Below are 26,966 nucleotides of genomic sequence, written 5' to 3'. Positions count from 1 at the left end.
ATTAATTAGGCAGTTTTAGGTCTTAATTTAAAAAAATCGACAAAACTCGACGGATTTTCAACAGTACCCAGCTCTGAAATTAACTTAATATCAATATTTCTTTCTTTGGCCTTGTAAGCAAAATCGTCGAGAATTTCAATAATATCATTGTCCAGATACCTTGTTTTTCTTACATCTAATTCCAAAAACGTATCTATAGGTAAACTGTCCAACTCCTTTAAAATGGCACCTTTATTAAAGAATGTTACTTCTTCCGCCAGTGTCATTTTAATTCTATGTTTCCCATTACTCTTATCCTCTATGTGCAGGAAATGAGAGTTCTGGTAACTCTTTATCAGAATAACGACAATCCCAACACCTAATCCCATACCAATACCTACCAGGAGGTCGGTAAAGATGATTCCAAGAACGGTTACCGTAAAGGGGACGAATTGTTTCCAACCCAGTTTGTACATCTCTTTAAAAAGAGTTGGTTTTGCCAGTTTATATCCAACAATAAATAGTATGGCAGCCAACACAGACAAAGGAATCATATTGAGTAATCTCGGGATAATGATCACTGAGATCAATAGGAAAAAGCCATGAATGATGGCAGAGAGTTTTGTTTTCCCACCCGATTGGATATTAGCTGAACTCCGAACAATTACCTGGGTAATAGGCAGGCCACCGATCATTCCGGAAATAATGTTTCCGGTTCCCTGTGCCAGCAATTCCCTGTTGGTAGGAGTTACCCGTTTTTCAGGATCGAGCTTGTCTGTAGCTTCCACACAGAGCAAGGTTTCTAAACTCGCTACTAAAGCAATGGTAAAGGCCGTGATCCATATTTCAGGACGTGTGATCACACTGAAATTTGGAAAACTAAACTGTGCCAAGAATGACGAGGTATCTTCGGGATAGGCACCTTTACTAATTGTTCAGCGGAAATACCCCATACATCACTGCCCTTTGTAAATACAAAAAACAAAATACCAACAACTACTGCAACAAGTGGCCCCTGAATTAATTGAAATATTTTTGCTTTTTTGGTGAGCACTTTATCCCATAGTATTAGAATTCCAAGGCCTAAAAAGGCAATTATTGTTGCCCCCGGACTTATGAAATTAATGGAATTGAAGATTTCCGAAAAAGTGTTCTCCCCATCGACCTGGATAAAGGAGAAATCCCCTTCAGGATCTGCATCGTATCCAAAGAAATGTGGGATTTGCTTCAGGATAATTATAATACCTATTCCGGTAAGCATCCCCTTAATCACAGATGAAGGAAAGTAATATCCTATAATTCCCGCTTTTAAAACACCAAAAAGCAGCTGAATGGCTCCACCAAGCACTACGGCAACCAGGAAATTTTGATATCCTCCCAAGGCACCTATGGCCGTTAAAACGATAGCCGCAAGACCAGCTGCAGGGCCACTTACGCCTATTTGAGAGCCACTTAATGAACCGACAACAATTCCTCCTACGATTCCGGCAATTAATCCGGAAAATAAAGGAGCACCACTGGCGAGGGCGATTCCCAGACAAAGAGGGAGTGCGACGAAGAATACGACAATACTCGCCGGTAAATCATTTTTGATTTTATTAAACATAATTATAAAGTATTTGGGCCCCGAATAGTTAGCATTCGGGCAGGTTAATTAATTAAAGAAAAAGATAAATTGTTAGATAACTCCTTCGGGCGGGGGTAGTTGAATTTCGCCGTAATACGAATTTGCAAAAGAATTCTGACTATTCCCGTTTGATTTGGAATAGCTGAAAGGTACGAAGTCATTTACGTCCATTGGACTTCCAAGGGTAAATTCTTCACCGGTATCTTTCTTCTCTTGCTCCTGGGGCTCTTCCTCATTCATATTAAACGAAATATAAGACGCATTGTCATCAATCAATTGTAATAAGGGAGGGGAAATAATCCCCATCACCCAAATGGTGCTTAAGAAAACAATTACAAAGGATTTGAATCTCGATCGCTTCATATCTTTCAAAAATAATAGTAATACTATTATAAAAATGTTAAAATGTACTAAAAGTCTTTTAGTTCTCTGAGATCGGAAGCGGGGATCCAACCGTTTTTCCCGTCAGCTATCTTAATCTTATGCCAGTCCTGAAGCGTTTCCTCAACGTAAACCTTGCTGCCTTCATGAAGATTAAACAAGGTAATACTTCGGTCATTGGGTTCTTCTTTGACTGAGGATTCTGCAGCGAAAATGATCGCCGGCTGAGTTTTATTGTAATCCTGATACTGCATTAAGGCAAGGACTACACTCATAGCTGCAAAAAATAAGCAAACCATACTCCCGATGAAAGCCAAACGCTTTTTATCTGAGTACCTGCTAAAGTAAAATGCCAGGTAAAGGAGTACAAACAAAATCATAAAGCCTATAGCAGTATAGGACCACTGATCAAATGTCAGTATGTTCATCACTCTTGAAACAATCCTGGAGATAGCCGTCTGCGGCATGGGTTCTATGTCGTCAATGGTCATTTGTTGAGCATAGGCCAGATTATTTCTGATTTCATTGTCATTGGGATCTAACAATAAAGCTTTCTCGTAATAATAGATACTGGGACCTATTTCGTTGAGTTTGTAATAGGCATTGCCCAGGTTGAAGTAAATGTTAGCCGAGTGAAATCCACTATCAAGCACGTGCCGGTAATTGTCTATAGCCTGTTCGTAATCTCCCTCATTGTAGGCTTTTGCAGCTTCTTCAAACAGAATATCGTTCTGGGCCCTGCAAAAAGGGGAAATAAAAATAAGCAGTAAGATCAACCAACTCTTCATATTACAATTGTTTATCTAGTGCTGAAATAACTTCAATGGCCTTATCGTAATCTTCCTGCATCTGAACCCGGGAAAAAGGGCTGTATCTGGCCATCTCACAATTCTTAAGCAGGCCTATAAACCCGTTGTTGGTATCGGGATCAACTTCCTTTTTCAGGAGTAAGTCCGCGATTTTTTCTTTACTGAATTCTGAAGTTTCTATCTTTAGTTTTGCCTTGAGGTAGTTGTGCAAAGCCCTCTCCAGAGCAATATAGAACTCGTCTTTTTCACCCATCGCTTTTTTGGCTTTATACAAGAATTTTCTGGCAAGCTTATTGGCTCTTTTAATCCTGTTCCCAGCCACATCACCGGCAATTGCCTCTCTCCTTTTTCCGAAAATTACGGCAAGGGGAATCAGTAACAACGGACTGAGGAAAAACAGATAGAATTGCAATGAACCAAAAAACTGGGTTTCCTTGATGGGTTTCAGATTAGGCGCGAGTTTGATAAAATGAAATTGGCTTCCGGTGGCCTGTACGGGTCTTTTGTTATTAGAGGTAATAGATACATTTCCTCCGGAGGATTCCAGGGGCCCACCACTAACATCTATGTTGATTTCTCGAGAAGTAAGTGTTTTATAGGTGGCATCCTGAGGATCAAAATAACTGAAAGAAATAGGAGGGATGGGATATTTACCTTTAAAGGAAGGGACCACAGTGTAATTATTACTCACCTTTCCCTGCATTCCCGAAAGGGTAGTCCTTACACTTTCATTGTATTCCGGTTCATAGACCTCAAGAGAACCGGGCATTTCCAGCGGTGGCAATTGAAAGAGCTTTAAATTACCCTTCCCTTCAACCTCCACAACTGCCTGCAGGGATTCTGAAGCTTTCAGGCTTTTTTTACTGGTGGAAACATTAAACCTGAAGCTACCTACAGCCCCACTGAAGTCAGCTGGTTGACCCTGAGTAGGCAAGGATTTCACTTGAATAGTACGTTTGCCTGCAGAAACAGTTTTATTGGTTTGGGTATAGATGGGTTGTCCGAAAAAATCCCGTCTGTTAGTAGGTACTTCCAAAGTGACGTCAAGCGATAGGGGTTCTATTTCCAGGGCCCCGCTTTTTTGTGGATACAACACTACGCGTTTCAGAATTACATAGCGGTACGACTTGCCCTCATAGGTTCCGTTTTTTACATTGTAAGAGGTTACCGGAATGTCCTGACTCCAGAAATTATTGTAGGTAGGATTATCCAATGGACGGAAATTGGACACATTAATTGACGGACTTACATAAAGTTTGTAAACAACACTCATGGCTTCGTTCAGGTAGGGGCTCACCTTGGACACTTCGGCTACGAGATGCAGACTCTGATCTGCGATATCATCGGCAGTCATCTGATCACTGGGTTTATCAACGGCAGCAGTAACCTCAACCTTCACAGGAGTAGTCTTATAGGTCTTCCCATCGATCACAATTGTGGCTTGTTTGATTGTGAAATTACCGCGTTCTGCAGGCGCCAAAGTATAAGAATAGGTTTTTGAATAACTTCTCACCCCATTGACATAGGCAGATCTAATAGATTGTGAAGGTCCCATAAGAACCCGGAACCCTTCAAAATCAGGAGGAGTAAAATTATCACCATCTTTATTCATGGTAAATTCTACCCTTAGTCTTTCATTTATCCCAAGTTTCTCCTTGCTTAGATTGGTTTTAAATTCAATCGTTTCTTCATCCTGGGCAAATCCGAATGAAGACCCTATCAGGAATAAGAGTATAAGAATACTATGGATTGCACTTTTCGCCATCACCAGTCTTTAGCATTTTTACTTTTAGGTCCTTTGACTTTCTTTTCGTTCATCTTCTCCTGTACCTTGTTTTCTTCATTTTGCATGGCTTCCAGCAAATTTTTTATTTGCTGTGGGGAAAGCTGACTTTTACGAGCTTGTTTTTGCTCATCAGGTTTTTCTCCCTGTTTGGGCTGATCTTTTTTCTCCTTGCCATCGCCATCCTTGTCCTCATCCTTTTCCTGCTCTCCTCCGTCTTTTTCTTTATTGTCTTGTTGCTGATCTTCCTGTTCTTCCCTGCCCTTATTTTCAGAATCCTCATCTTCTTTTGAGTCTTCATCTTCCCCTCCGTCTTTATCCTGGTTCTTTTGTTTTTCAGCCAGGGCTTTGGCTAAGGCCAGATTATAACGGGTTTCTTCGTCTTCAGGATTATTGCGCAATGCTTCTTTATAGGCCTCTATTGCTTTTTTGTATTCCTCGTTTTTCATAAACACATTGCCCATGTTGTGATAGGCCTTGTGTTTTTCGGGTTTGGCTTCAGACAATTCACCAGCCTGTTTAAATCTGCCGAATGCTTCTTCCAGGCTTTCTTTTTTGTAATAAGCGGTTCCCAGATTGTACGGTGCAATAGCGTTTTCATTACTCTTGGAAATGGCACGCCGGTAATCGGCTTCAGCCTGAATAAATTCATTTTCTGATAATTCCTGGTTTGCTTCCCAGGTAAGGTTCAGGGAAGATTTCAGATCTTTATCTGAATTGTCTTTCTTTTCTTCTTGTGCTATTCCTGTGGTCAAAACACACAGTGAAAGTAAAAGGCAAATCTTATTCATGATCATCTTCATTAAACAAATTCAATTTTTGCAGCCATTTTGTTTTTCTGTCAAGTAAAAAGACATCTAAAAATAGGAAGAATAAGGCTGCGCCCAAAAACCATTGAAACTGGTCCTTGTAATCTGCAAATTGCTTGGCTTCAAATTCGGTTTTGTCAATTTGATTTAAAGCCTCTTTAATTTTTTCTACAGCTTCTTCGGTATTTGATCCATCTATGTACTCTCCATTTCCTTTTTCAGCAATCTCTTTCAGAATATTCACATTCAATTTGGTAATAACAACTTCACCCTCACTATCTTTTTTGAGCTCCTGTGTAATCCCATTCCTCTTAATGGGTATAGGGGCTCCTTTTTCTTTTCCTACCCCAATGGTAAAAATCCTGATTCCCTGCTCAACAGCAAGATCTACCGCATCGATGGCAAGTCCGTCTGAATGGTCCTCCCCATCGGAGATAATAAACAAGACCCTATTGGTTTGATCCTGATCATCGTAGTAGGTGGTCGCCAATTTTATGGCTTCATCTATGGCCGTTCCCAAAGAGGAGAGCAGGTCGGTATTGAGATATTGGAGGAACATCTTTGCCACGCCGTAATCTGTGGTAATGGGTAATTGAGGTGTTGCCTGCCCTGCATAGGCAATAATTCCTATCCGGTCACTTGCGAGTTGATTAATAATTTCAGAAACTAGTCGTTTGGATTTCTCCAATCTGTTAGGCGCAATATCTTCAGCCAGCATACTTTTAGAGACGTCTATGGCAAACACAATATCTACACCTTCTCTTTTTACGGTTTCCAGTTTGGTCCCTATTTTAGGATTTGCAAGACCGAGGATGAGGCCTGTGAGACCCAGAAGTAAGATGATCAGTTTTAATCCGCTTTTAAAATTAGAACGCGACGGCACCAGCCTTTTGAGTAAACCGGGATCTGCAAATTTCCTCTGTGTCCTCTTCTTCCAGAACAAAAGTCCGAAGTAAAGCAGAATCATGCCCGGAAAGAGCAGGAAGAAATAGAAATATGTGGCTTCGTCTATCTGAATCATGGGTTAAACAAAACTTTTAAATAAGGTTGTCCTAAGTATCCATTCGGAAATCAACAATATTCCGGCAAGAATAGCCCAGGGCCTGAATTTCTCTTCGTTGTTGTAGTATTTAAATTCTTCTACTTCGGTTTTTTCCAGTTTGTTTATCTCGTCGTAAATAGCTTCCAGTTTCTGGTTATTGGTGGCACGGAAATATTGTCCTCCCGTAACCTTGGCAATTTGCTTTAGAAGATCCTCATCGATTTCAACTTGTCGCATCCCGTATCGAAAAGATCCATCAGCGTTATAAGCAATTGGCGAAAGCGCATTTCCATTTGTGCCCAGACCTATGGTATATGTCTTAATCCCAAATTCTACGGCGAGATTTGCTGCAGTTTCAGGCTCAATAAAACCGGAGTTATTTACCCCATCTGTGAGCAGGATAATGACCTTGCTGATGGCCTTACTGTTTTTTAATCGGTTTACAGAAGTAGCAAGGCCCATACCAATCGCTGTTCCGTCTGCCAACTGCCCATAGGTGATCTCCTTAAGAGCGTTAAGCACAATGCTCTTATCACTGGTAATGGGAGTTTTAGTATAACTTTCCCCCGCATAGGCTACCAGGCCTATTCTGTCGTTAGGGCGTTCTTTGATAAAATTTGAAGCCACTTCTTTCAAGGCTGCCAGTCGGTTAGGACGAAGGTCCCTGGCCAGCATGCTTGATGAAACATCTATGGCCATCACAATATCGATCCCCTGAGTAGTTTTGGTACGGGTTGAAACTTCCCGTATCTGTGGCCGGGCCATGGCTGTGATAATACAAGCCAGGGCGAGGAGTCTGAAAGCAAATAAGACTGGTCGCAGTTTAGCCAAAATATCATTTTTTGGAAATCCTTTTATACTTGGAATTCTAAGAGTAGCTGTTTGATCTTTTCGTTTGATGACATACCACAATACAGCCAGAGGAAGCCCGAGGAGCAACCAGAAGAATTGTGGATTCGCAAACTGAATATTTTCAAACATCTTTTAAACCTGAGTTTTTACGTCAATTGAATTTATTATTCTATCAATGATTTGTTCGGCATAGGGATCACCTTCTACCCATGAAAGGACGACCTGTTGTTGGAATCCTTTACCTCCAAAAAGGATGATCGCATATTTTCCCTTGACCCTGTCACCCTCGCTTTCTCCAGGAAAAGAGGCACTACCATAAACTTTTACCCCGGGCACCCCTGAGGCGGAGCTGAATTCTTCTTGCTTTGTGATGATGTTTCGGGCACCTTTATCAGCCAGGTCTTTAAGGACCCGGTCTATGCTTTTTTGGTAATCGGGTTCCGTGGGTTCGGCCAATATTACAGAAGAGGTTCCTACCCACAGTAGATTATCGGGATTGTAAAATGAAAAAACCTGTTTATCCCTTACCGCATTCATCTCTTCAGTAGTGAGTTCCACTTCTTGCCTGAGCAATACGTCCGGAGCAGTCAAATCAATGGGAGGATAACCATATGAACTGGCTACCCATTCGCCTTCGAGTAGATTTTTTGAGGGTTGATAGATCAACGAGTTCCTGACATTGTCAATTCCGTAGTAAAAGACTGTAGCGATAAGACCTATCACTATTACGGCTGCTGTTGCCAGCCCTGCTTGTATCCTTCGTTTTTTTAACGCTTTTTTGCGCATGGCTTCCTTATAGGCTGCCTGTTCCATCAATTCCTCTTCCGTAGGCTCAGGGATGGCTTCTTTGGTCTTAATTACAATATGTTCAATAGACTTTCTGTCTTCCTCTGCCTTTGAAGTTTCTGGTTTAGAGCGGGCAAATTTCACCAGGTCTGCTGTGTAGAGGATTTGCTTAAACTGCTGAATCGTTTCGTCGTCAATTTTTAATTCCCCCGCATCTTTCATCAACTCCAGCTTCGTTATTAGCTGATCGGTAGTACTTTCAAGGGCTGAAATATGTACGTCCTCCTCGAGGTAAGACCTGACGATATCCGTCAATTCAGAATAATATTTTTTGTACTCTTCTTGAATAAGGTATTTTGACTTTTCAAGTTTTTTCAATTCCTGTAAGGCCCTGTCATAGGGAGGGAGTAAGGCTATTTGTTCCTCTTCACTTAAGGGTTTGCGTCGGAAAATATACCACAGGATGATTCCCACTAGTAAAAGAGTTCCCAAGATTACCCAGAAGTAAAAGGGAAGGCTTGCCTGGTTCTTTTCAACTGAAATCAGGGGTTTAATATCATAGAATTCCTTACTTACAGTATCTACTTCAATCGTGGAAACCGACACCAGAAGGGAATCCGTAAAGTATCCCTTACCATCAATTTCTATCCTTTGAGCAGGCAGGAGATATGATCCTGAATCAAATTGGGTTAAGGCGTATATTTTTTGAAGCGTCATCCGATCCGCTTTGCGGGTCGTATCCGTTTTAAAAGCTTCAACGGTTTCCAAAGGTGAAAAGGTCTGTCCCTCAGGGAAAAGAACCTGTGCCGTGGTATCCGCCTCCACTGAGACCATGAAATTGATTTGCTCTCCTATTTTTATAATGGTAGTATCTACTGCTGACCTTACTGTTGGACTCTGTTGAGCAGAACTGACAAAGGCAAAGTTGAGGAACAGGAATAAGACCCACCCCCAAGTTTTGGAAAGAGGGATTAGTACCTTAGTATGTTTTCTCTCTAGCTTCATCTTAAGCCCTTTGCTTGAAATAGCCTAATAGTTTTTTTACATAACTCTCGTCTACCCTGCATTGTAACATGCCTGCACCCGATTTCGTAAAGACATTCTTAAAGTAATCTACCCGCTCCCGATAATATTTTTGGTAGGACAGTCTTACCTTTTTGGATGAGGTATTCACCAGATGTACTTCTCCGGTCTCTGCATCCTCCATTTGTACCATACCGAGATTGATTATTTCTTCCTCCTTGGGATCGTAAACCCTTATACCGGTAACATCGTGTTTATTTCCTACAATTCTCAGTGTATTCTCGTATTCGTCCATCATGAAGTCGGACAAGACAAAAATGATCGCCCTTTTTTTCATGACATTGGAGAGGTACTTCAAAGCCTCAACCAGGTCCGTTTTTTTACTTTTTGGTTTAAATTCCAGTAGTTCCCGAATGATTCTCAATACATGGCTCTTTCCTTTTTTCGGTGGGATAAAAAGCTCAACCTCGTCTGAGAACATGATCATTCCTACCTTGTCATTGTTTTGAAGGGCCGAAAAAGCCAGGGTAGCAGATATTTCTGTGATGACGTCCTTTTTAAATTGGTTTACCGTACCAAAATGCTCAGAACCACTGATATCAATAAGGAGCATAAGGGTAAGTTCCCTTTCTTCTTCAAAGACTTTGACATAAGGTTCGTTATAGCGGGCAGTGACATTCCAGTCGATTGAACGAACATCATCCCCAAACTGATACTGTCTTACCTCGCTAAAGGTCATTCCCCGTCCTTTGAAGGTAGAGTGGTATTCTCCCCCAAAGATGTGGTCGGACAGCCGACGGGTTTTGATTTCAATTTTGCGAACTTTTTTTAGTAATTCCTTTGTGTCCATGGGTTCAAGTTTAAGCAACAGGGTTCAAAAGGCAGATTTGAACGGGATTAAAACCTTGAACTTTCTAGGGTACCTCAATCTCGTTAACAACGCGGTTGATGATTTCTTCAGATGTAATGCTTTCGGCTTCCGCTTCATATGTAATCCCAACCCTGTGTCTGAGGACATCATGGATTACCGCCCTTACGTCTTCCGGAACCACATAACCCCTTCGTTTTATAAAGGCGTAACACTTGGCTGCTATGGCCATGTTGATACTCCCTCGGGGGATGCTCCAAAACTTATCAGAGGTTTAAGACTCTCCAAGTTGTATTTTTCCGGGTATCGGGTGGCAAACACCAAATCCAGGATATACTTTTCAATTTTTTCGTCCATGTACACTTCTCTGACTGCCTTTTGGGCACTCAGGATTTGTTTGAGGCTAACCACAGGTTTTACTGTCTCATATGCGCCGTTCAGATTCTGTCGGATGATCAACTGTTCTTCGGTCATTTTCGGATAATCGATTACCGTCTTGAGCATAAATCGGTCTATCTGGGCTTCAGGAAGTGGATAAGTACCTTCCTGCTCAATGGGGTTCTGAGTTGCCATCACCAGGAACGGAGCATCCAGCTTAAAAGTTTCGTCCCCGATAGTTACCTGCCGTTCCTGCATGGCTTCAAGCAAAGCCGACTGAACTTTTGCAGGTGCTCTGTTGATCTCATCAGCTAAAACAAAATTGGCAAAAATGGGACCTTTTTTAATGGAGAAGTCACTTTCCTTCATATTGTAAATGAGCGTTCCCACCACATCAGCCGGAAGAAGGTCAGGGGTAAACTGTACCCTGCTAAAACTACCTTTAACGGCCTTTGCCAGAGTATTGATCGCCAGGGTCTTTGCCAGTCCGGGTACCCCTTCAAGCAAAATATGACCTTGTCCCAAAAGACCAATCAATAAGCGTTCGGTCATATGCTTTTGTCCAACGATGACCTTGTTCATCTCCATCATTAACAGGTCAATAAAGGCACTTTCCTGAGCTATTTTCTCATTTACTGCACTTATATCTACTGTGTTTTTATCATCCATAAATTGTCTTTTAGTAATTGTCTTTCAATAACTTAGTTTAAGGACTATGCAAATTGAAAATTTATTCATTCAATGCCTGTTAACGATTGGTTAAAAAATTTCGGGAACCCTAAGTTTTATGAAGTATTTAAGGGATTTTTAGTAATTTCATCACTTATGAAATCAGCAATAAAATTGTCCCGAATCATCGCCGGAACTATGACATGGGGATCATGGGGAAAAAGACTTTCGAAAAGCGAAATGATCTCTTTGATGAACCACTGTCTTGAAACGGGGATCACTACATTTGATCACGCCGATATCTACGGCGGCTACGGCAATGAGGAAGAATTTGGTAATGCCTTAGCTGAAAGTGCAATATCCCGGAAAGAAATCCAACTCGTTTCAAAATGCGGAATACAGTATATCTGCGAAGCAAGAGATAATAAGGTAAAGCATTATAATTATTCTTCAGATTACATCATCTGGTCTGCCGAGCGCTCCCTGGAAAAGCTTTGTACAGAATACCTTGATCTATTCCTGCTGCATCGCCCCAGTCCATTGTTGGACCCGGAACCTATTGCAAAGGCAATAGATCATCTTTTAAGCAGCGGAAAGATCAGGTCTTTTGGTGTTTCCAATTTTACGCCCTCGCAAATTGCGATGCTAGAGACTGCAATTCCCGTGCAGGCCAATCAGGTAGAGTGTTCACTTACTGCCGAAGGCGTGATGTACGACGGAACCCTCGATGATTGCATTGCGAACGGAAGACTATCAATGGCCTGGTCTCCCCTCGGGTCCTATTTTCGAGAAGACAATGAAAGAACAAAAAGAATTAAGGAGGCACTTACTCCCATGAAAGAGAAGTACAACGCAAGCGAAGACCAGCTTATCCTGGCTTGGTTGATGACACATCCGGCAGGTATTCATCCTGTGGTAGGGACCTCTAATGCTTCCAGGCTCGCAGATTCGATAAAGGCAGCTGAATTAAACCTGGAACTTGAAGATTGGTTTATCCTGCTCCAGGCCTCACAAGGTCATGAGGTTCCCTAAAAAATTTGACACTATGAACGAAAAACAAAAAACAGCTTTTATTACGGGAGCTACCAGTGGTATTGGTAAAGCCACGGCAGAACTTTTTGCCTCCAACGGTATTAATTTGGTGCTCTGTGGGAGGAGGCAGTCAAAACTAGACGCCCTGCAAAGCTCGCTACAGTCTATGGCAAAGGTGCATACCCTGAATTTTGACGTAAGGGATAAGGAAGCTATTGAAGATGCAATGCAATCTCTGCCCAAGGATTTTACTTCTATCGATATCCTGGTAAACAACGCGGGCAATGCCCATGGTTTAGATCCAATTCAGTCGGGAGATCTGGCCGACTGGGACGCGATGATCGATATCAATGTCAAGGGGTTGCTTTATGTTTCTAAAGCTATCCTGCCCGGGATGATCCGGCAAAAAAGCGGACATATTATCAATATTGGATCTACGGCGGGGAAAGAAGTATATCCCCGGGGGAATGTGTATTGCGCCAGCAAACACGCCGTAGATGCTATCAACCAGGGGATGAGACTCGACCTAAATGAATACGGAATACGGGTGGGGGCGGTAAATCCCGGGCTCGTAGAAACGGAATTCAGTGAAGTACGATTTAAAGGTGACGAGGAAAAAGCGAAGAAGGTTTACCAGGGATATCAACCCCTGAAAGCCGAAGATATTGCAGACATCATTCACTTTGTAATTACCAGGCCTTATCACGTAAACATCGCTGATCTTGTGGTGATGCCAACGGCGCAGGCAAGTAGCACAATTGTGAAGAAGAAAGGATGATTAACAAACGCCTTTTGGTCAAGAATCTCCTGGCCCATAATGACGAGAATAGTTTTTATGATAAAAAGCGCATTATTAATATCGGCCAGAAAGAGGGAAAGGCCAAATTCCTAAAGCACGTTTGCGCCCTGGCCAATAGCAATCCCATAAACAATTCCTTTATTGTCATCGGAGTGGAAGACGAGGACAACAAAATTGTTGGGGTCGACTTCTTTGACGACAGTAAAATTCAGAACCTGGTTAACGCTTATCTGGATAATCCTCCGTTGATTTCCTATGAAAATATTCCATTTCCCCATTTGCCCGAAGGCAAGGTTGTGGGCCTGGTCACCATTAAATCGAATGGCAAGGTCTGTGCCCTGAGAAAGAACATCTGGAAATATTACGGCGGTGCTGTGTTCTTCAGAGACGGGAGCATCAGCATGCCTAAAGCTTTTGATATTGAATTAAAAGATCTCAATTCGGAGATTGTCGCTACCATCGAGCAACATGCCCGCAACAATATTGAACTCACCCTTGACGGGGTAATTGATTTTATCAATCACAGACATAAAGATCTGAGCAGCAGCTACAAAGTTTTTAAGGAACAGTTTGTGATTTGCTGGGCGGGGAACAAAAAGACGATCAAAGAGAAGACGTATTATTCGCGAGTCGATATTGAGCTGATCAACGAACAGGTAAAACTCTTTTATTCCGCTTTGGATGAAATATCCATCGATATCTCAGATGACACCTTTGCCATTACTGAATACGTGCAATTAGGACTCGGCCGTGAGCAGCGATATTATCCCCTGGAAGAGGTAGGGATTACATTTAACGACAATGGTACTTACCAGATCGTAAGTGAACTGATTTTCAAACCTCCGCAATACGACCGCAAGACACTATTTCACATATACAACACCAACAATGCGCTTTTGCAAAAACTGCAGAAGAACCTCAAGCTCTCCAAGGCAGATAAGGCAGATCTGACACTGGCTCCAGCTACGTATTTACTTTGTTATCTAAACGGGTTTGAAGAAGCAAAAGATCAAATGGAAATCCTGAAGAACACCATTAAGCCCTTTGATGAAAACGTTTACAGCAACCTGAAGGAATCATTGAGAATTCTAAGAAAAGTAAGGTACAGTTAGGCTTTTGCCAACCACAATAGTTGGTAGGGGTCAATTTGAACAAGGCTACTCATCAGGGCCCATTCTCTCCCCGAGAGCAAATCGTGCAACCTGCCGTCTTTGATGTATCCTATGTTGGAGAGTATGCCTGCATCGAGAATCTGGGGCGACTCGTCAAAATTAGCTATGACAAGCACTCCTTCAGATTCTGTTCCGGTTCGTTCGTAAACGAACAGGTGCGGATTATTAGGATCGTGGATGATGAGATTGTTCTGATCTTTAAAAACATCGATCTTTTTTCGCAGGGCGATCATATGTCGTATTCCAAGGAAAATTTGAGAGGAAGGCCTTTCCGGCTCACTGATTTGCGCTACAGCTTCCCAGTTTTGACTGGGCCTGTTCACCCACCTACTGTCCTGCTTTTTGTGTTCATTATCCAGATATGAGTAGTCATTGAGGGTGCCTAATTCGTCTCCCGCATAGATCATGGGAATCCCTCCAAAGGAGAGAATGATACCGTGAAGCATCAGAATCTTTTTTAAAGACATAAGCAGGGTTTCTGAATCCTCATTCCGAACTGCTTTTTCCAGACCCAGCAGGGAGGCACAGCTTCCTGTGATACGACTGTCTCCTGTTGCCGGATTTTCCATGAATCTGTAGCCTACAGCCGGACTCCAATCCAGGCCCTGACAGTAATAGTCGATAAGGAATTTTCTGTGCATCCGTGGATCCCACCCTAATTGAGCGATGTAGCCATCATCCAGTCCGAGTCCGATGTCATCGTGGCACCGCAGGTAATTTATCCAGGTAGAGGACCTCGGTTTTTGTGGTACATTTTTTAAGGACTTTTGCAGTAGTAGTGTTTTTTTTGTTGCAATTGAATTCCACAGCAGTGACATTAAAGAGGCATTGTAAGCAATGTCGCATTCATTTCCTTCCCGTTTTCCTTCTCCAAAATACTTTACAATATCATGAGGCGCAACGATAGCTTCGGCCAGAAATACAACGCCTGGTGCAACTACCTGAAGGCACATTCTAAATAGAGAAATGAGTTGGTGGGCTTCAGGCAGGTTTTGTGAGTTTGTTCCTATTTTTTTCCAGAGAAAGGCAAGGGCATCAAAACGCACTACATCAACACCGTTATTGATCATCTCAACCAAATTCGAGAACATCTCGAGGAAAACCCGGGGGTTGGTATAGTTCAGATCCCATTGGTACGAATTAAAAACCGTCATTACCCAATGGGAAATTTCTGGCCTGTAGGTGAAGTTGCCGGGGGAAGTAGTGGGGAAGACTTCAGGCAAACTGGCCTCAAAGGCGTCGGGTATCTGCCGGTCAGGAAACATATAGTAATAATCCTGATATGCCTTATCTCCCTTTAGCGCCTTTTGTGCCCAGGGGTATTCGTCTGAGGTGTGGTTTACGACAAAGTCTAGCATCAGATAAATACCATTCTCACGCAGCTTTGAGGTAAGTTTTAAAAATGATTTTTTATCTCCGTATCTAGGATCAATATCGGTGTAACTACTCACGGCATATCCGCCATCATTTTCTCCGGCAGGCCTTGTGGTGATAGGCATAAGGTGAAGAAAATTTATGCCCAATTCCTTAAAATAGGGAATCTTTTCCTCGATCCCTTTGAGGTTTTTGTGAAATAGGTCTACATACAACTGCATCCCTGTTATACTATTCGACTGGTACCAATTCCCTTCTTTCAGGAGTCTGAGATCCTGTAGTTGTAATTCTTCAGATCTTATTTGAAAAAGTTTATAGAGAGACTTTTCAAGTTTTTTAAAATATGTCTTGTGTTCGGGCTTTGTATAGAGGGAAAAAAATAATTCTGCGATCAACGGCAGATTGGTTTCGAGTCGTTGCCGGAATAGCTTTTCCGGGCTCGCCGATTGAAGGTCCTCCAAATCTTTCAGGGCCTGCTTCCTGTGGAGTTCCAATTGGTTCATTCAGTAATATTCAATTGATTTCTATCAGGGAGAGAATCGATAGCGCCATAACCTGTTGTAGTTAATGCTCCTGCTCTATTGGCAACCTCTACCATCTCCATCAGCTGAGATTCGTTTTCTGATATCATATCATGAGAGGGTAATTGACTGATTTGTTGCAAAAGGCAGCCTATAAATGCATCTCCCGCTCCGGTAGTATCTACAGGAGAAACCGGTATGCTAGGGATGGTCTGCTGTGTGTTCTTTGTACTCACCCAGGTACCTTCAGCACCAAGGGTAATTGTAATTATCTCGGCCCCAATCTGGTGCAAAACTTCACTGGCTTCAGCCAGGGTGTCTCTTTTCGACAACATCTGAGCTTCTTCCAGACTGAATTTACACAAATGTGATTTTTCAATGTAGGGCATACATTTTTTAATAAAGGTTTTTTCGTTACCCTTCCACAGATCAGCCCGAAAATTAGGATCAAAGCTGATAAATGCATTTTCGGTAATAGCGTCAAAGAGGTAATGACTATAAGCCTTTTCCAGAGGACCCCCGAGAAGAGCCGTTGCGGCTCCCAGATGAACCATTTGATCTCTGAACAAACTTTTTATGGAGGAGTCGTATTGCAATTCCCGGTCTGCCCCTCGGGAAAACACAAAGTCTCTTTCCCCATTTTCAGCAAGGGAAACAAAAGCAAGGGTGGTAAAAACTGAAGTGCGTTGTATCAGTGAAAGATCTACGTCAAATGCGTCTATGGTGTTCACTAGATACGTCCCAAACGGATCTTCACCCACACAGCCAACAAAAGCACTTCTTCCACCTAATTTTGATATTGCACATGCCACATTTGCAGGGGCACCACCGGCCTTTTTCGTAAAGATTGAGGCCTTTGAGAGATCTGCCCCCTGATTTTCTGCTACAAAATCGATCAGCAATTCACCAATACAGAATACTTTTTTTGACAGCATGGAACAACCTTAGGGTTTTCGAGAGTTCAAGTATAGGAAAATATCCGCGTATTATGAACTTGCTGATCGATAATTCATTGCTGACAGGAAGCTAGCCAGATAAAATATTTTTAGCCGTGAAGTGAGGACTATCAATGAGAATTTGCGATTTTTGCGCCATGAGAACTCTGGTTATTGGTGATATACACGCAGGAGCTAAAGCCCTTTCACAGGTGTTGAAGAGAGCAGGCGTAACCCATAACGACCGGCTTATTTTTTTAGGGGATTATGTGGATGGTTGGAGCGAGGCTGTGGAGACCGTAGAATACTTGATGAAATTACAAGGAGATCACAACTGTATATTTCTGAGGGGTAACCACGATGATCTCTGTTATCACTGGCTTGATACAGGAGAGCACAATCCCCTGTGGTTGATGAATGGGGGACAGGCCACGATAGATTCCTATGAGAATGCGGGGGAACAAGTTAAAAAGGCTCATTTGCCCTTCTACGAATCGCTGCGAAATTACCACCTGGATAATAAAAAAAGACTCTTCCTTCACGCCGGATTTACCAATTTAAAAGGAGTTGATTTTGAATACTTCTCCAAGACTTTTTATTGGGATCGCACGCTTTGGGAACTAGCCTTGGCATTGGATCCAAAGATCCCCAAAGACAGTGTAAGCTACCCAAAACGTTTGTTGCACTACTCTGAGATTTATATAGGACATACCCCTCTGAGCAAGATTGGCAAGTCTACCCCCTATCAGGCGGCCAATGTGTGGAATATCGATACTGCCGCGGCATACAAAGGACCATTGACAGTTATTGATGCAGATACCAAAGAATATTGGCAGAGTGACGCGGTACATACTTTTTATCCCGATGAAAATGGCCGAAACTGAATTTTTGGTAATCCTTTAATACAGTTTACACCTTATATTGTCGTACTTTGTTTTAAAGAAGTATAAGATGAAGAATATTCGGTTAGAAGTGATGGATGCGATTGAGCCGCAAGTTTCGGGCTTTATGGACTCATTTCTTATACCTCCGGATGAAATTTGGCAACCGTCAGATTTCTTGCCAGATTCACAAAGCGATGGTTTTTTTGATGATGTAGAGCAAATCAGGGAAGAGGCTAAAGAACTGGGATACGACTTTTGGGTAACCCTTGTGGCCGATACCATTACTGAAGAAGCCCTGCCCACCTATGAATCCTGGCTTATGGATGTGGAAGGCATCAATCAGCACGCTAAGGAAAACAACGGTTGGTCCAGATGGGTAAGAGCATGGACGGCTGAGGAAAACAGGCACGGCGATGTGCTGAATAAATACCTCTACCTTTCCGGAAGAGTCAATATGCGTCAGGTGGAAATCTCTACCCAGTACCTGATCAATGATGGATTTGATATCGGAACAGATCGGGACCCCTATAAGAATTTTATTTATACTACTTTCCAGGAATTAGCTACTAACATATCGCATAAGAGAGTAGGCCAAATGGCCAAGAAAAAAGGAAATTTACTTTTGGGTAAAATGTGCGCTATTATAGCCGGGGATGAAATGAGACACCACCTGGCTTACCGGGAGTTTGTGAAAACTATCCTCGGTCATGATCCCAACGGAATGATCCTCGCATTTGCCGATATGATGAAGTTTAAAATTGTAATGCCTGCCCACTTTTTAAGGGAATCGGGAGGAGCAATCGGCGCCGCCTTCGAAAACTTTTCAAATTGCGCCCAGAGATTAGGGGTCTATACTTCTCAGGACTATATAGACATTCTTAAAAAGTTAAACACCTATTGGGAAATGGGGACAATAAGAGGTCTGAATGAGGAGGCTGAAAAAGCGAGAGATTATCTGATGAAACTTCCAGATCGTTTACAGCGAATCTCAGAACGCATGAAATTTCCCGAGGATCAGTATCGCTTCAATTGGGTCCAGGCTAATGGTGTTATCTAAAACAGACGCTGAGAGAAAACAGACTAACTAAAGTTTTCCGTGTTTGTGTTCGTCTTGCCATTTAGCGAGTTCTTTCCATTTACCTTCAGAGGCCATTTTAGCTTGCATTGGCCATGAGGCAGGGTCGTGAACTTTATATCGATCTCCTCCGGAGTCTAACACTTCCTGACATTTGGCCACGGTAGTTTCTGACAAGGCCTTCCATGATCTTATATCATAATTGTGGAAGAGGCTTCTGATTTTTGGGCCAATTCCTTCTATCAGGGAAAGATCATCTAGTTTAACAGATTTTCCCATGTATTTTTTGGCTTCAGTTGCATCAAAAACGGTATAGTTACCGTTGTTTAGGGCCGAGCCGGCAGCCAATTTTTGTTCGCATTTGGCGAGATCCGACTTGGCTTTTTCATTTTCCTGCCGAAGTTTCTTTATTTGCGAATCATAATCGACGGTTGGATTTGCACCACGACCGATGAGGTAACCAAAAAATCCGCAGAGAAGACCTACGCTCAAAGGGATAAGCCAGCACCAGATATCCATATATTCTAAGTCCATAGGAAGAAATTTAGTTTGTGTTAAGATCTGTTGAATTTACCATCCCCTTACAAACTCACCAAAAGAGTTCACGCCACATTCCGAAATACTTTTCAGGAACACTGACTACAATACATTACAAAGAAATAGATGCCGGCCAATAGGGTGATGATTATCCCTACGATATTGGTTGTTTTTTTGGACATGAATGTAATGGTTAGTTAAATCTCCTTACAAGATATTAAAAAAACCCATACGTTATCTGTACGAAATTAACCCCATTCTCACCCTTGGTCAAATAATAAATCGATGGTTCAGCTTACAGATCAAATTTTATTCCCTGAGCTAGAGGAAGATCTTTAGTATAGTTGATCGTATTGGTCTGTCTCCGCATATAAACTTTCCATGCATCAGATCCCGATTCACGTCCTCCACCGGTCTCTTTTTCTCCTCCAAAAGCACCGCCGATCTCTGCCCCTGAAGTACCGATGTTAACATTGGCGATACCACAATCACTTCCCGATGCAGCAAGGAATTTTTCTGCCTCCCTGAGATCACTGGTCATAATTGCTGAGGACAGCCCCTGTACCACGCCGTTTTGCAAGGCAATGGCATTATCCACTTCTCCGGAATACGGAATCAAATAAAGAATGGGAGCGAATGTCTCGTGCTGTACAATGTCGAAAGAGTTATCAGCTTCAGCAATGGCTGGCTTTACATAACAACCACTCTCATAACCCTCTCCCCGCAATACGCCGCCCTCTACAAGCAGTTTTCCTCCCTGAGCCACAACTTGTTCAATGGCATGCTGATAATTCTTAACCGCATCTTTGTCAATCAACGGGCCTACGTGATTTGATTCATCTAGAGGATTACCGATTCGCAATTGACTGTAGGCGGCTGTAAGGGCCTCTTTTACTTTGTCGTAAACTGATTCGTGAACGATGAGCCTTCTGGTTGAGGTACATCGTTGTCCTGCCGTCCCTACAGCACCAAAAACAGCTCCGATAATAGTCATTTTAATATCGGCATTCGGGGTAACAATTATGGCATTGTTACCACCGAGTTCCAAAAGGGATTTACCCAATCGGGCGCCTACTGCCTGAGCAACAATTTTACCCATACGGATAGAACCTGTAGCAGAGACCAGAGGGATGCGTTTGTCGTGGGTCATCATTTCACCAACCCTGTAATCTCCGTTTATAAGACAAGAGATGCCTTCAGGCAAGTTATTTTCCTCCAGAATTTCAGCGATGATATTCTGGCAGGCGATACCGCATAATGGTGTCTTTTCAGAAGGTTTCCAAACACAAACATCTCCACAAACCCAAGCCAGGGCCGTGTTCCAGGCCCATACGGCAACCGGGAAATTAAATGCTGAAATAATTCCAACTATACCTAGCGGGTGATACTGTTCATACATACGGTGTCCAGGCCTTTCGGAATGCATGGTAAGTCCATGTAATTGCCTTGACAATCCAACGGCAAAATCACAGATATCAATCATTTCCTGCACTTCTCCCAGACCTTCCTGATAAGATTTGCCCATTTCATAGGATACCAGCTTGCCTAGAGGTTCCTTAAGTTCACGAAGGCGCTGTCCAAATTGCCGCACTACTTCACCCCTGAGGGGTGCAGGTTTTTGACGCCATTCAATAAAGGCATCCCCGGCTTTGGCCATCACCTCTTCGTAGTCCGACTTAGTGGTTGTTCGTACCTGAGCTATCAAAGAGCCATCTACCGGAGAATGGGAATCGATGATCTCTCCCGAAGAAAAGAATTTGGAACCTGTTGAAGTACCGTCGTTTAGCTCTTTAATTTTTAATGCTTTAAGGGCATCTTGTATTCCTGAATCAACCATTGCAGTTGCCATAATAGTCTGTTTAATTTTGTAAAATTCGTTTGCGTGCAAAGCTACAAATAATTAAGATGTTGTAGTGCTACTCGTGATACAGTTGACAGGAAAAAAGGATTATCTCAGGTGGACGAGCACGAGGGCGATCAAAGCAGGAAGGGCCTGAATAAAAAAAATCTTTCTGGACACCGTAAACGCCCCAAAAACCCCGGCAAGTATAACACAGCTAAGAAAAAAAATAGCGATGTATATCTTCCAAGGATACTCCTCAATAAAAAAGGTCCAGATTAATCCTGCAGCCAGAAAGCCGTTGTACAAGCCTTGGTTTGCAGCCATTGACTTGGTGGGTTCGAAAAGGTCCTTTGGAAATCCTTTAAATATTTTAGGAGCCCTGCTGGTCCAGGCAAACATTTCCAGCCAAAGAAAATATAAATGAAGTACTGCAATAAAACCGAGAAGGAAGTCGACAGCAAGATCCATAATTTTATTTTAGTCTTGATTATTTGCAATAAATCTGGGGTCTGCTTCCATTACTGTGCCGCAATTAGAGCAAGTGCGAAGTGATTCTGAGCCATAAAAATGCTCAAAGTGTTTTAAAAAGTCTTTTTCAATGTCCTCCAGGGTAAAATATGCTTCGTAAAGTTTCTGGTTGCAGTGGTCGCAAAACCAGAGTAATCCATCCTTTGCTTCGAGATCTGCCCGTTTTCTCTCTATCACCAGGCCTAAAGAACCTGCATGTCGCACTGGAGAGTGGGGAATCCCTGCCGGATGCAGATACATGTCTCCGGGGCCGAGCTTCATCGTTTTTTTCTCCCCATTTTCCTGGACGTGAACCTCAATATTACCTTCCAGCTGATAAAGAGCTCTTCGGTTTCGTTGTAGTGATAATCTTTCCGCGCATTGGGGCCGGCAACTACCATTACGATATAATCTCCCGCATCTTTATACAGGTTCTTATTTCCCACAGGAGGCTTAAGCGTGTCGCGATTTTCTTCTATCCATTGATGGAGGTTAAAAGGAGGTCTGATGGCCATATTGAAAATTTAATCTTGGGATCAAAAATGACTGGGATTCTCTCAAAAATACGAAAAGCAGGGGATTGACCTTTACTTGAAGAAAATTTGTGTGTAAAATAGGGTGCCGTCAGATCCTTTTTTAACGCTAATGGCAGTATTGGTATAATCAGCTTCCATGGTGCCTTTATGATTGGGACTATCTAACCAACCCTGAAATGCTTCGACAGCATCAGGATAGTCCATCGCTACATTTTCCGCAATTTCCTTGGCGTTGGTTTCAGCGGCAATCTTAGAAGCTCTGGAACTAAAATTGTCATGACTTATAGTTCCCTTTGAGATCATATAATCATTGTGGAGATTGGCATAGTCATAGGCAAGTGCACTGAATTGCAAAGGCTCAGACCCCATTGAGACCCTGTGCTCATTTACAATTTCAAAGAGTTGCTGCTCTACTTCTACTGCATTTAAGGCGACGGGGATTACCGTATCATCAACAGTTTCCTTGGTACAGGATACTGAAATGAACAGGCAGCTCGCCCATAAGATCGCATGCAGACTTCTTCTCATTATAGTGTTCCTCGCAAGTAGGTAAGGAAGAAGTGGGGCGTTCTCGTATTAAAAATGAGGTTGGTAATGATAGTAAAAAGGATTGAAAAAGGGCTTTAAAAGGTGCAAATATTCGATGAAATGCACAATTTGCACCCTGTGCTCAATTTCACTCTTTTGGTTTTAGTGAATGCAAAGACAAAGCCTGTCTACTCCGCATTCTCAACATCAGAATTATCATTTTTAATAACCGTGCTGAATACAAGTTCACCTATATTCCTGATGGGTTCATAGAGAACAGATTCTGCCTTGGTTTCTTCATTGACAAGCCTCAGGCTTTTGTTTACACTTTCCAGGAAGATCAACAGAGCACCCAGTATAATGGCTACTTTAAGTGCGCCAAAAAGTCCCCCTGCAATTTTATTCAACAGGCCCAGCATCGCAATCTCGGCTATCTTTGTTAAGAGACGGCCAGCGGTGATCACTGCGATCACAATAATAAAAAAGGTGATGATAAATGAGACGAGACTCATGGTCCGTTCATTCCATTCCCAATGAGTGGCGAGATAATTCCCTACGATATAAGAAAAGTGAATTGCTCCGTATAAACCTGCGACTAGGGCAAGAATTGAGGCTATTTCTACCACCAGGCCATTTTTTATTCCTTTGAATAATCCATAGAGAAGCAATAGGCCCAGTACAATGTCGATAAAACTCACGAACATTTGATTTGTACAAATATAGAACTTTGATTTGTACCTTTGAAGTTTTAAAAGTGGGGTCGCTCCGTCTCCTTTTATTCCAATAAAAATGGCAAGAGATCAGGTATTGAAAGAACAATGGGATCAGTTGGTCGCTAAGCTCTCTTCGCAATTTTCGGATGGCGATCCATTGGAGCTCGATGCAATAATATACCTTGTGGGAGTCCAGGAATTAGGGCAGTACCACCGTTCTTTTAAAAAGGACGAGAAAATAAACCTTATGCATATTGCGATTTGCAGGTTGCTCGAACCTTATGGGTATTATGAATTTGAATACTTCGATGAAGAGGGCTGGCCTCATTATATTGTAAAAGAAGAGTTACCTACACTGAAGGCCGGAGAACAGGCTGTATTGATGAAGGAGGCCATTGTTGGATATTTTCTGGAAAAACAATACTTGCCATGAAAAACCCCAGTCCTTACTATGCAGTTATCTTTACTACTCAACGTACAGAAACCGACTTGGGTTACAAAGAGATGGCCAAAAAGATGGAAGATCTCGCTGCTTTACAACCTGGATTTTTAGGATATGAAACCGCCAGGGGCGACATAGGAATCAGTATTAGCTATTGGGAAAGTCTAGAGGCAATTACCCAATGGAAGAACCATGCGGATCATTTGGAGGCACAAAAACTCGGGAGAGCGAAGTGGTATCAATGGTACAAGCTCCGCATCTGTAAAGTGGAAAGAGAATACGATTTCCAACGACAGGATAAGGGATAACATATCCTTAATGCCCAACTTTTTGAATTCCAAGGTCTGAGGTATATCTTTATTTTTTTAATAATTTCTATGAAAGAACCAGTTCCGTTTACCAATCTCAATCGCCAATCACATACCAGGGAAATGGCCAAAACGCATTTCGACCTTGTAGTCATAGGAGGTGGAATTACCGGGGGTGGAATTGCTTTGGATGCTGCCTCCAGAGGCTTAAAGGTCCTGCTTTTGGAGAAAGGGGATTTTGCTTCAGGGACCAGTAGTAAATCGACAAAACTCATACACGGCGGACTTCGCTACTTAAAACAATTTGATTTCTGGCTGGTAAAGGAAGTGGGTTCAGAAAGAGCAATAGTTCACAAATTGGCACCACACCTGGTCTTACCGGAAAAGATGTTATTACCCTTGATCGAAGGTGGATCATACGGAAAGTGGCTTACTTCTGTCGGCTTAAAAGTCTACGATATCCTGGCTCAGGTTAGTGGTGATGATAAAAGAAAAATGCTGGAAAAAAAGGAAGCAATGGCCCTTGAACCCCTCCTTCCAAAGAAAAAAGTGCAAGGTGCCGGGTATTACGCAGAGTATAGAACAGACGATGCCCGACTTACCATAGAAAACATTAAAACCAGCTTACAGCACGGAGCCAAAGCTTTAAATTATGCTGAGGTGACCGACTTTATCTACAAGAATGAAAAGGTTCAGGGAGTTGTATATAAAGACCTTTTGAGCGGGAAATCTCATAAAATAAAGGCAAATCATGTCATTAATGCCGCAGGACCATGGGTAGATGAACTGAGGAGTCTCAACCAATCCAAAAAAGGAAAGCGGCTCCATCTTACCAAAGGAGTGCATCTGGTATTTCCACACGAAAAACTTCCGGTAAAACAATCCGTCTATTTTGACGTACCGGATGGCCGTATGATCTTTGCCATCCCAAGGGGTAAAATCACCTATGTAGGAACCACTGACACGAATTATAACTCAGATAAGGATAAGGTGGAAACTGATCTGGCCGATGCTATCTATCTGATCGCCGCAGTGAATAATATGTTCCCGGATATCGAATTGGGAATGGATGATATTGAATCTTCCTGGGCTGGTTTGCGGCCACTGATCCACGAAGAAGGAAAATCGGCTTCAGAACTTTCCAGGAAAGACGAGATCTTTACTTCAGATACAGGACTCATCAGCATTGCCGGTGGAAAACTTACCGGATATCGCAAAATGGCCGAAAGAGTGGTAAATAGAATCGTCAGAAAAATAGAGGAAGAAGAAGGGATCAAAGTAAAAGAATGTACTACAGATTCGATACCGCTATGTGGAAGCAACTTTAAGAAGTACAAACACGTAAAGAAATATATCGACGAGGTTTACGCCCGGATTAAACCCGATGGATTCAGTAAGTACGACGCGTGGTATCTGGTCACTAACTACGGTGTTCAGACCGAAAGTATATTGGATTATTATAAAAAACGAAAAGAGGAAGATATTGCTGAACGACTTTTACTCTCAGAATTGCAGTTTGGTGTGGCCTTTGAAATGGTGCAATCACCACTCGACTTTTTTATGAGGAGAACGGGGAGACTGTACTTCGATATTCACAGCGTAAGGAAGTATATGGAAGCAGTAATAAGCGAATTACAGGAACTTTTTAGCGCAGATGACAAAACTGTCTCAGCCTGGAGGAAATCCCTGCTGTACGAATTGGAAACGCATTCCAATTTTTCCCTGGAAAAGGTTTAAGAAGGTCTTTTTAGTCCATCTGGTCTGCCAGTTTTTTAAAACTCTTTCTGGCATTTTCATTCATATAGAGAATACCGTAGACTGTGTCAATAATTGGGGTACGGGCCTTCCTTTTAAAAGAATTCTTCTGTTCATAGGCGCTTTTGGCGGCGTAGTAGCCCTCGGCAATCATATTCATTTCCATTTTTGCGCTTTTTACTGTATATCCTTTCCCAATCATATTTCCAAACATTCGGTTTCGACTAAAAGTAGAATACCCGGTTACCAGCAGATCACCCAGGTAGGCCGAATTATTTATATTTCGCTTCATTTTATGTACCCTTTTGATATAGCGCTTCATCTCCCGGATAGCATTGCTCATCAAGACACTTTGGAAATTATCTCCATAGCCCAGACCATGTGCGATTCCGGCAGCTAAGGCGTAGATGTTTTTTAGCATCGCGGCGTATTCAGTTCCAATAATATCATCCGAAATTTTAGTTTTTATATGCTCACTCTGAAGTTGGGAAGCCATGAGCTTGGCTTTGTCTTTATCGGCACAAGCGATAGTGAGGTAGGACAGCCTGTCTAAAGCTACTTCTTCAGCATGACAAGGCCCTGTTATAACCCCGATATTTTCAAAAGGGATACCGTAATTATCGTGGAAGTGTTCTCCAACAATTTTTCCCGTCTCCGGTACAATTCCTTTAATGGCACTGAAGATGATCTTATCAGTAAGGGGAAGGGTCAGTTTTTTTAATTCAGATTCAAGAAAGGCCGATGGAATCGCAAAAACCAGGATATCGGCCTGTGAAACGGCCTCGTTTATACTGTCGGTAAGACTGAGTTGAGCCAGATTAAACTCGACGGAAGTGAGATAGTTGGGATTGTGTTTTTCCTTTTTTATAAAGATGATAGCCTCCGAATTTCTCATGTACCAATGAACATTGGAAAGATTCTTTGTGAACATCTTTACTATAGCCGTTGCCCAGCTTCCTCCTCCTAAAACGGCAATTTTCACCTCTTTTTTCATCTATT

General features: G+C 42.3%; 24 protein-coding genes and 3 pseudogenes. 8 read left to right on the top strand and 19 right to left on the bottom strand.

The features are described from left to right. Positions 1 to 5: 5 nt before the first annotated feature. The 10 genes and pseudogenes from EQY75_RS12345 to EQY75_RS12300 all read right to left on the bottom strand — a co-directional run bounded on the left by EQY75_RS12345 (position 6) and on the right by EQY75_RS12300 (position 11,006). A pseudogene (locus EQY75_RS12345) lies at positions 6 to 1,585 on the bottom strand (SulP family inorganic anion transporter). A 72-nt stretch (positions 1,586 to 1,657) separates the two neighbouring features. Further along, on the bottom strand, positions 1,658 to 1,969 hold the full coding sequence (locus EQY75_RS12340) for a hypothetical protein (protein ID WP_129606307.1): 312 nt from the start codon (positions 1,967 to 1,969) through the stop codon (positions 1,658 to 1,660). A 47-nt stretch (positions 1,970 to 2,016) separates the two neighbouring features. Next, positions 2,017 to 2,775, bottom strand: a complete 759-nt coding sequence (locus EQY75_RS12335) for a tetratricopeptide repeat protein (protein ID WP_129606305.1) — start codon at positions 2,773 to 2,775, stop codon at positions 2,017 to 2,019. A gap of 1 nt (position 2,776) precedes the next feature. Further along, positions 2,777 to 4,561: a BatD family protein gene (locus EQY75_RS12330; protein ID WP_129606303.1), complete on the bottom strand. Its 1,785-nt coding sequence runs from the start codon at positions 4,559 to 4,561 to the stop codon at positions 2,777 to 2,779. Further along, positions 4,561 to 5,370, bottom strand: coding sequence for a tetratricopeptide repeat protein (locus EQY75_RS12325; RefSeq protein ID WP_129606301.1), 810 nt, complete (start codon positions 5,368 to 5,370; stop codon positions 4,561 to 4,563). Before EQY75_RS12325 ends, EQY75_RS12330 begins: the two co-directional genes overlap by 1 nt. Then, positions 5,363 to 6,409 carry a VWA domain-containing protein gene (locus EQY75_RS12320; RefSeq protein WP_129606300.1) on the bottom strand — a complete coding sequence of 349 codons (1,047 nt, stop codon included), beginning with the start codon at positions 6,407 to 6,409 and terminating at the stop codon, positions 5,363 to 5,365. Before EQY75_RS12320 ends, EQY75_RS12325 begins: the two co-directional genes overlap by 8 nt. A 3-nt stretch (positions 6,410 to 6,412) precedes the next feature. After that, positions 6,413 to 7,411, bottom strand: a complete 999-nt coding sequence (locus tag EQY75_RS12315) for a vWA domain-containing protein (protein WP_129606298.1) — start codon at positions 7,409 to 7,411, stop codon at positions 6,413 to 6,415. 3 nt (positions 7,412 to 7,414) lie between these two features. Next, positions 7,415 to 9,073: a hypothetical protein gene (locus tag EQY75_RS12310; protein ID WP_129606296.1), complete on the bottom strand. Its 1,659-nt coding sequence runs from the start codon at positions 9,071 to 9,073 to the stop codon at positions 7,415 to 7,417. Position 9,074: 1 nt separating this feature from the next. Beyond that, positions 9,075 to 9,941 (bottom strand): DUF58 domain-containing protein, encoded by an 867-nt coding sequence (locus tag EQY75_RS12305; protein ID WP_129606294.1) that lies wholly within the window; start codon positions 9,939 to 9,941, stop codon positions 9,075 to 9,077. Between the two features lie 64 nt (positions 9,942 to 10,005). Continuing rightward, positions 10,006 to 11,006, bottom strand: a pseudogene (locus tag EQY75_RS12300) (AAA family ATPase). Between the two features lie 156 nt (positions 11,007 to 11,162). Here EQY75_RS12300 and EQY75_RS12295 point away from each other — a divergent pair. The 3 genes from EQY75_RS12295 to EQY75_RS12285 are packed head-to-tail and all read left to right on the top strand — an operon-like array spanning position 11,163 to position 13,949. Beyond that, positions 11,163 to 12,038 carry an aldo/keto reductase gene (locus tag EQY75_RS12295; RefSeq protein WP_129606292.1) on the top strand — a complete coding sequence of 292 codons (876 nt, stop codon included), beginning with the start codon at positions 11,163 to 11,165 and terminating at the stop codon, positions 12,036 to 12,038. Positions 12,039 to 12,051: 13 nt separating this feature from the next. Next, a complete protein-coding gene (locus tag EQY75_RS12290) occupies positions 12,052 to 12,816 on the top strand; it encodes an SDR family NAD(P)-dependent oxidoreductase (RefSeq protein ID WP_129606290.1) in 765 nt (254 codons plus the stop codon). Further along, entirely contained in the window at positions 12,813 to 13,949 is a 1,137-nt protein-coding gene (locus EQY75_RS12285; RefSeq protein WP_129606288.1) for an ATP-binding protein, read from the top strand. The genes EQY75_RS12290 and EQY75_RS12285 overlap by 4 nt, the downstream gene beginning before the upstream one ends. Here the strand turns inward: EQY75_RS12285 and EQY75_RS12280 are convergent. Beyond that, the gene (locus EQY75_RS12280) at positions 13,946 to 15,886 is read right to left on the bottom strand and encodes an alpha-amylase family protein (RefSeq protein WP_129606286.1); all 1,941 of its coding nucleotides are present in this window, start codon (positions 15,884 to 15,886) and stop codon (positions 13,946 to 13,948) included. The genes EQY75_RS12285 and EQY75_RS12280 overlap by 4 nt on opposite strands. Beyond that, positions 15,883 to 16,839 (bottom strand): carbohydrate kinase family protein, encoded by a 957-nt coding sequence (locus EQY75_RS12275; RefSeq protein WP_129606284.1) that lies wholly within the window; start codon positions 16,837 to 16,839, stop codon positions 15,883 to 15,885. Before EQY75_RS12275 ends, EQY75_RS12280 begins: the two co-directional genes overlap by 4 nt. Before the next feature lie 158 nt (positions 16,840 to 16,997). Between EQY75_RS12275 and EQY75_RS12270 the strand changes: the two genes are divergently transcribed. After that, positions 16,998 to 17,723: a metallophosphoesterase family protein gene (locus tag EQY75_RS12270; RefSeq protein WP_129606282.1), complete on the top strand. Its 726-nt coding sequence runs from the start codon at positions 16,998 to 17,000 to the stop codon at positions 17,721 to 17,723. Between the two features lie 67 nt (positions 17,724 to 17,790). Then, complete coding sequence (locus EQY75_RS12265; protein ID WP_129606280.1) at positions 17,791 to 18,780, top strand: acyl-ACP desaturase; 990 nt, start codon at positions 17,791 to 17,793, stop codon at positions 18,778 to 18,780. Positions 18,781 to 18,807: 27 nt separating this feature from the next. Here EQY75_RS12265 and EQY75_RS12260 read toward each other — a convergent pair whose 3' ends face one another. The 6 genes and pseudogenes from EQY75_RS12260 to EQY75_RS12235 form a co-directional block, all read right to left on the bottom strand. Continuing rightward, positions 18,808 to 19,332: a hypothetical protein gene (locus EQY75_RS12260; RefSeq protein ID WP_129606278.1), complete on the bottom strand. Its 525-nt coding sequence runs from the start codon at positions 19,330 to 19,332 to the stop codon at positions 18,808 to 18,810. A gap of 298 nt (positions 19,333 to 19,630) precedes the next feature. Beyond that, the gene (amaB, locus tag EQY75_RS12255) at positions 19,631 to 21,184 is read right to left on the bottom strand and encodes an L-piperidine-6-carboxylate dehydrogenase (protein WP_129606276.1); all 1,554 of its coding nucleotides are present in this window, start codon (positions 21,182 to 21,184) and stop codon (positions 19,631 to 19,633) included. Between the two features lie 99 nt (positions 21,185 to 21,283). Further along, the gene (locus EQY75_RS12250; RefSeq protein ID WP_129606274.1) at positions 21,284 to 21,646 is read right to left on the bottom strand and encodes a DUF1304 domain-containing protein; all 363 of its coding nucleotides are present in this window, start codon (positions 21,644 to 21,646) and stop codon (positions 21,284 to 21,286) included. Between the two features lie 9 nt (positions 21,647 to 21,655). Continuing rightward, positions 21,656 to 22,200 (bottom strand): annotated as a pseudogene (locus EQY75_RS12245) (3-hydroxyanthranilate 3,4-dioxygenase). Between the two features lie 72 nt (positions 22,201 to 22,272). Then, positions 22,273 to 22,749: a CAP domain-containing protein gene (locus EQY75_RS12240; RefSeq protein WP_129606272.1), complete on the bottom strand. Its 477-nt coding sequence runs from the start codon at positions 22,747 to 22,749 to the stop codon at positions 22,273 to 22,275. A gap of 188 nt (positions 22,750 to 22,937) precedes the next feature. Further along, complete coding sequence (locus tag EQY75_RS12235) at positions 22,938 to 23,453, bottom strand: CvpA family protein (protein WP_425462148.1); 516 nt, start codon at positions 23,451 to 23,453, stop codon at positions 22,938 to 22,940. An 85-nt stretch (positions 23,454 to 23,538) separates the two neighbouring features. Here EQY75_RS12235 and EQY75_RS12230 point away from each other — a divergent pair, with 85 nt between their 5' ends. The 3 genes from EQY75_RS12230 (at position 23,539) to EQY75_RS12220 (ending at position 25,949) form a co-directional block, all read left to right on the top strand. Beyond that, a complete protein-coding gene (locus EQY75_RS12230; RefSeq protein ID WP_129606268.1) occupies positions 23,539 to 23,895 on the top strand; it encodes a hypothetical protein in 357 nt (118 codons plus the stop codon). Continuing rightward, positions 23,892 to 24,212, top strand: coding sequence for an antibiotic biosynthesis monooxygenase family protein (locus tag EQY75_RS12225; protein ID WP_129606265.1), 321 nt, complete (start codon positions 23,892 to 23,894; stop codon positions 24,210 to 24,212). Before EQY75_RS12230 ends, EQY75_RS12225 begins: the two co-directional genes overlap by 4 nt. A gap of 69 nt (positions 24,213 to 24,281) precedes the next feature. Continuing rightward, positions 24,282 to 25,949 carry a glycerol-3-phosphate dehydrogenase/oxidase gene (locus tag EQY75_RS12220; protein WP_129606263.1) on the top strand — a complete coding sequence of 556 codons (1,668 nt, stop codon included), beginning with the start codon at positions 24,282 to 24,284 and terminating at the stop codon, positions 25,947 to 25,949. Between the two features lie 10 nt (positions 25,950 to 25,959). Here the strand turns inward: EQY75_RS12220 and EQY75_RS12215 are convergent, their stop codons facing one another. After that, positions 25,960 to 26,961 (bottom strand): NAD(P)H-dependent glycerol-3-phosphate dehydrogenase, encoded by a 1,002-nt coding sequence (locus tag EQY75_RS12215; protein ID WP_129606261.1) that lies wholly within the window; start codon positions 26,959 to 26,961, stop codon positions 25,960 to 25,962. Between the last annotated feature and the right edge of the window lie 5 nt (positions 26,962 to 26,966).

The organism is Muriicola soli (assembly GCF_004139715.1).
Classification (GTDB): Bacteria; Bacteroidota; Bacteroidia; order Flavobacteriales; family Flavobacteriaceae; genus Muriicola; species Muriicola soli.
Note: the sequence above shows the minus strand (reverse complement) of the source record. Positions and strands in the feature narration are given on the sequence as shown.

Excerpts from the sequence above, each read along its gene's own strand:
- EQY75_RS12340 (WP_129606307.1), bottom strand. The coding sequence starts at position 1,969 with ATGAAGCGATCGAGATTCAAATCCTTTGTAATTGTTTTCTTAAGCACC.
- EQY75_RS12335 (WP_129606305.1), bottom strand. The coding sequence starts at position 2,775 with ATGAAGAGTTGGTTGATCTTACTGCTTATTTTTATTTCCCCTTTTTGC.
- EQY75_RS12330 (WP_129606303.1), bottom strand. The coding sequence starts at position 4,561 with ATGGCGAAAAGTGCAATCCATAGTATTCTTATACTCTTATTCCTGATA.
- EQY75_RS12325 (WP_129606301.1), bottom strand. The coding sequence starts at position 5,370 with ATGAATAAGATTTGCCTTTTACTTTCACTGTGTGTTTTGACCACAGGA.
- EQY75_RS12320 (WP_129606300.1), bottom strand. The coding sequence starts at position 6,409 with ATGATTCAGATAGACGAAGCCACATATTTCTATTTCTTCCTGCTCTTT.
- EQY75_RS12315 (WP_129606298.1), bottom strand. The coding sequence starts at position 7,411 with ATGTTTGAAAATATTCAGTTTGCGAATCCACAATTCTTCTGGTTGCTC.
- EQY75_RS12310 (WP_129606296.1), bottom strand. The coding sequence starts at position 9,073 with ATGAAGCTAGAGAGAAAACATACTAAGGTACTAATCCCTCTTTCCAAA.
- EQY75_RS12305 (WP_129606294.1), bottom strand. The coding sequence starts at position 9,941 with ATGGACACAAAGGAATTACTAAAAAAAGTTCGCAAAATTGAAATCAAA.
- EQY75_RS12295 (WP_129606292.1), top strand. The coding sequence starts at position 11,163 with ATGAAATCAGCAATAAAATTGTCCCGAATCATCGCCGGAACTATGACA.
- EQY75_RS12290 (WP_129606290.1), top strand. The coding sequence starts at position 12,052 with ATGAACGAAAAACAAAAAACAGCTTTTATTACGGGAGCTACCAGTGGT.
- EQY75_RS12285 (WP_129606288.1), top strand. The coding sequence starts at position 12,813 with ATGATTAACAAACGCCTTTTGGTCAAGAATCTCCTGGCCCATAATGAC.
- EQY75_RS12280 (WP_129606286.1), bottom strand. The coding sequence starts at position 15,886 with ATGAACCAATTGGAACTCCACAGGAAGCAGGCCCTGAAAGATTTGGAG.
- EQY75_RS12275 (WP_129606284.1), bottom strand. The coding sequence starts at position 16,839 with ATGCTGTCAAAAAAAGTATTCTGTATTGGTGAATTGCTGATCGATTTT.
- EQY75_RS12270 (WP_129606282.1), top strand. The coding sequence starts at position 16,998 with ATGAGAACTCTGGTTATTGGTGATATACACGCAGGAGCTAAAGCCCTT.
- EQY75_RS12265 (WP_129606280.1), top strand. The coding sequence starts at position 17,791 with ATGAAGAATATTCGGTTAGAAGTGATGGATGCGATTGAGCCGCAAGTT.
- EQY75_RS12260 (WP_129606278.1), bottom strand. The coding sequence starts at position 19,332 with ATGGACTTAGAATATATGGATATCTGGTGCTGGCTTATCCCTTTGAGC.
- amaB (WP_129606276.1), bottom strand. The coding sequence starts at position 21,184 with ATGGCAACTGCAATGGTTGATTCAGGAATACAAGATGCCCTTAAAGCA.
- EQY75_RS12250 (WP_129606274.1), bottom strand. The coding sequence starts at position 21,646 with ATGGATCTTGCTGTCGACTTCCTTCTCGGTTTTATTGCAGTACTTCAT.
- EQY75_RS12240 (WP_129606272.1), bottom strand. The coding sequence starts at position 22,749 with ATGAGAAGAAGTCTGCATGCGATCTTATGGGCGAGCTGCCTGTTCATT.
- EQY75_RS12235 (WP_425462148.1), bottom strand. The coding sequence starts at position 23,453 with ATGTTCGTGAGTTTTATCGACATTGTACTGGGCCTATTGCTTCTCTAT.
- EQY75_RS12230 (WP_129606268.1), top strand. The coding sequence starts at position 23,539 with ATGGCAAGAGATCAGGTATTGAAAGAACAATGGGATCAGTTGGTCGCT.
- EQY75_RS12225 (WP_129606265.1), top strand. The coding sequence starts at position 23,892 with ATGAAAAACCCCAGTCCTTACTATGCAGTTATCTTTACTACTCAACGT.
- EQY75_RS12220 (WP_129606263.1), top strand. The coding sequence starts at position 24,282 with ATGAAAGAACCAGTTCCGTTTACCAATCTCAATCGCCAATCACATACC.
- EQY75_RS12215 (WP_129606261.1), bottom strand. The coding sequence starts at position 26,961 with ATGAAAAAAGAGGTGAAAATTGCCGTTTTAGGAGGAGGAAGCTGGGCA.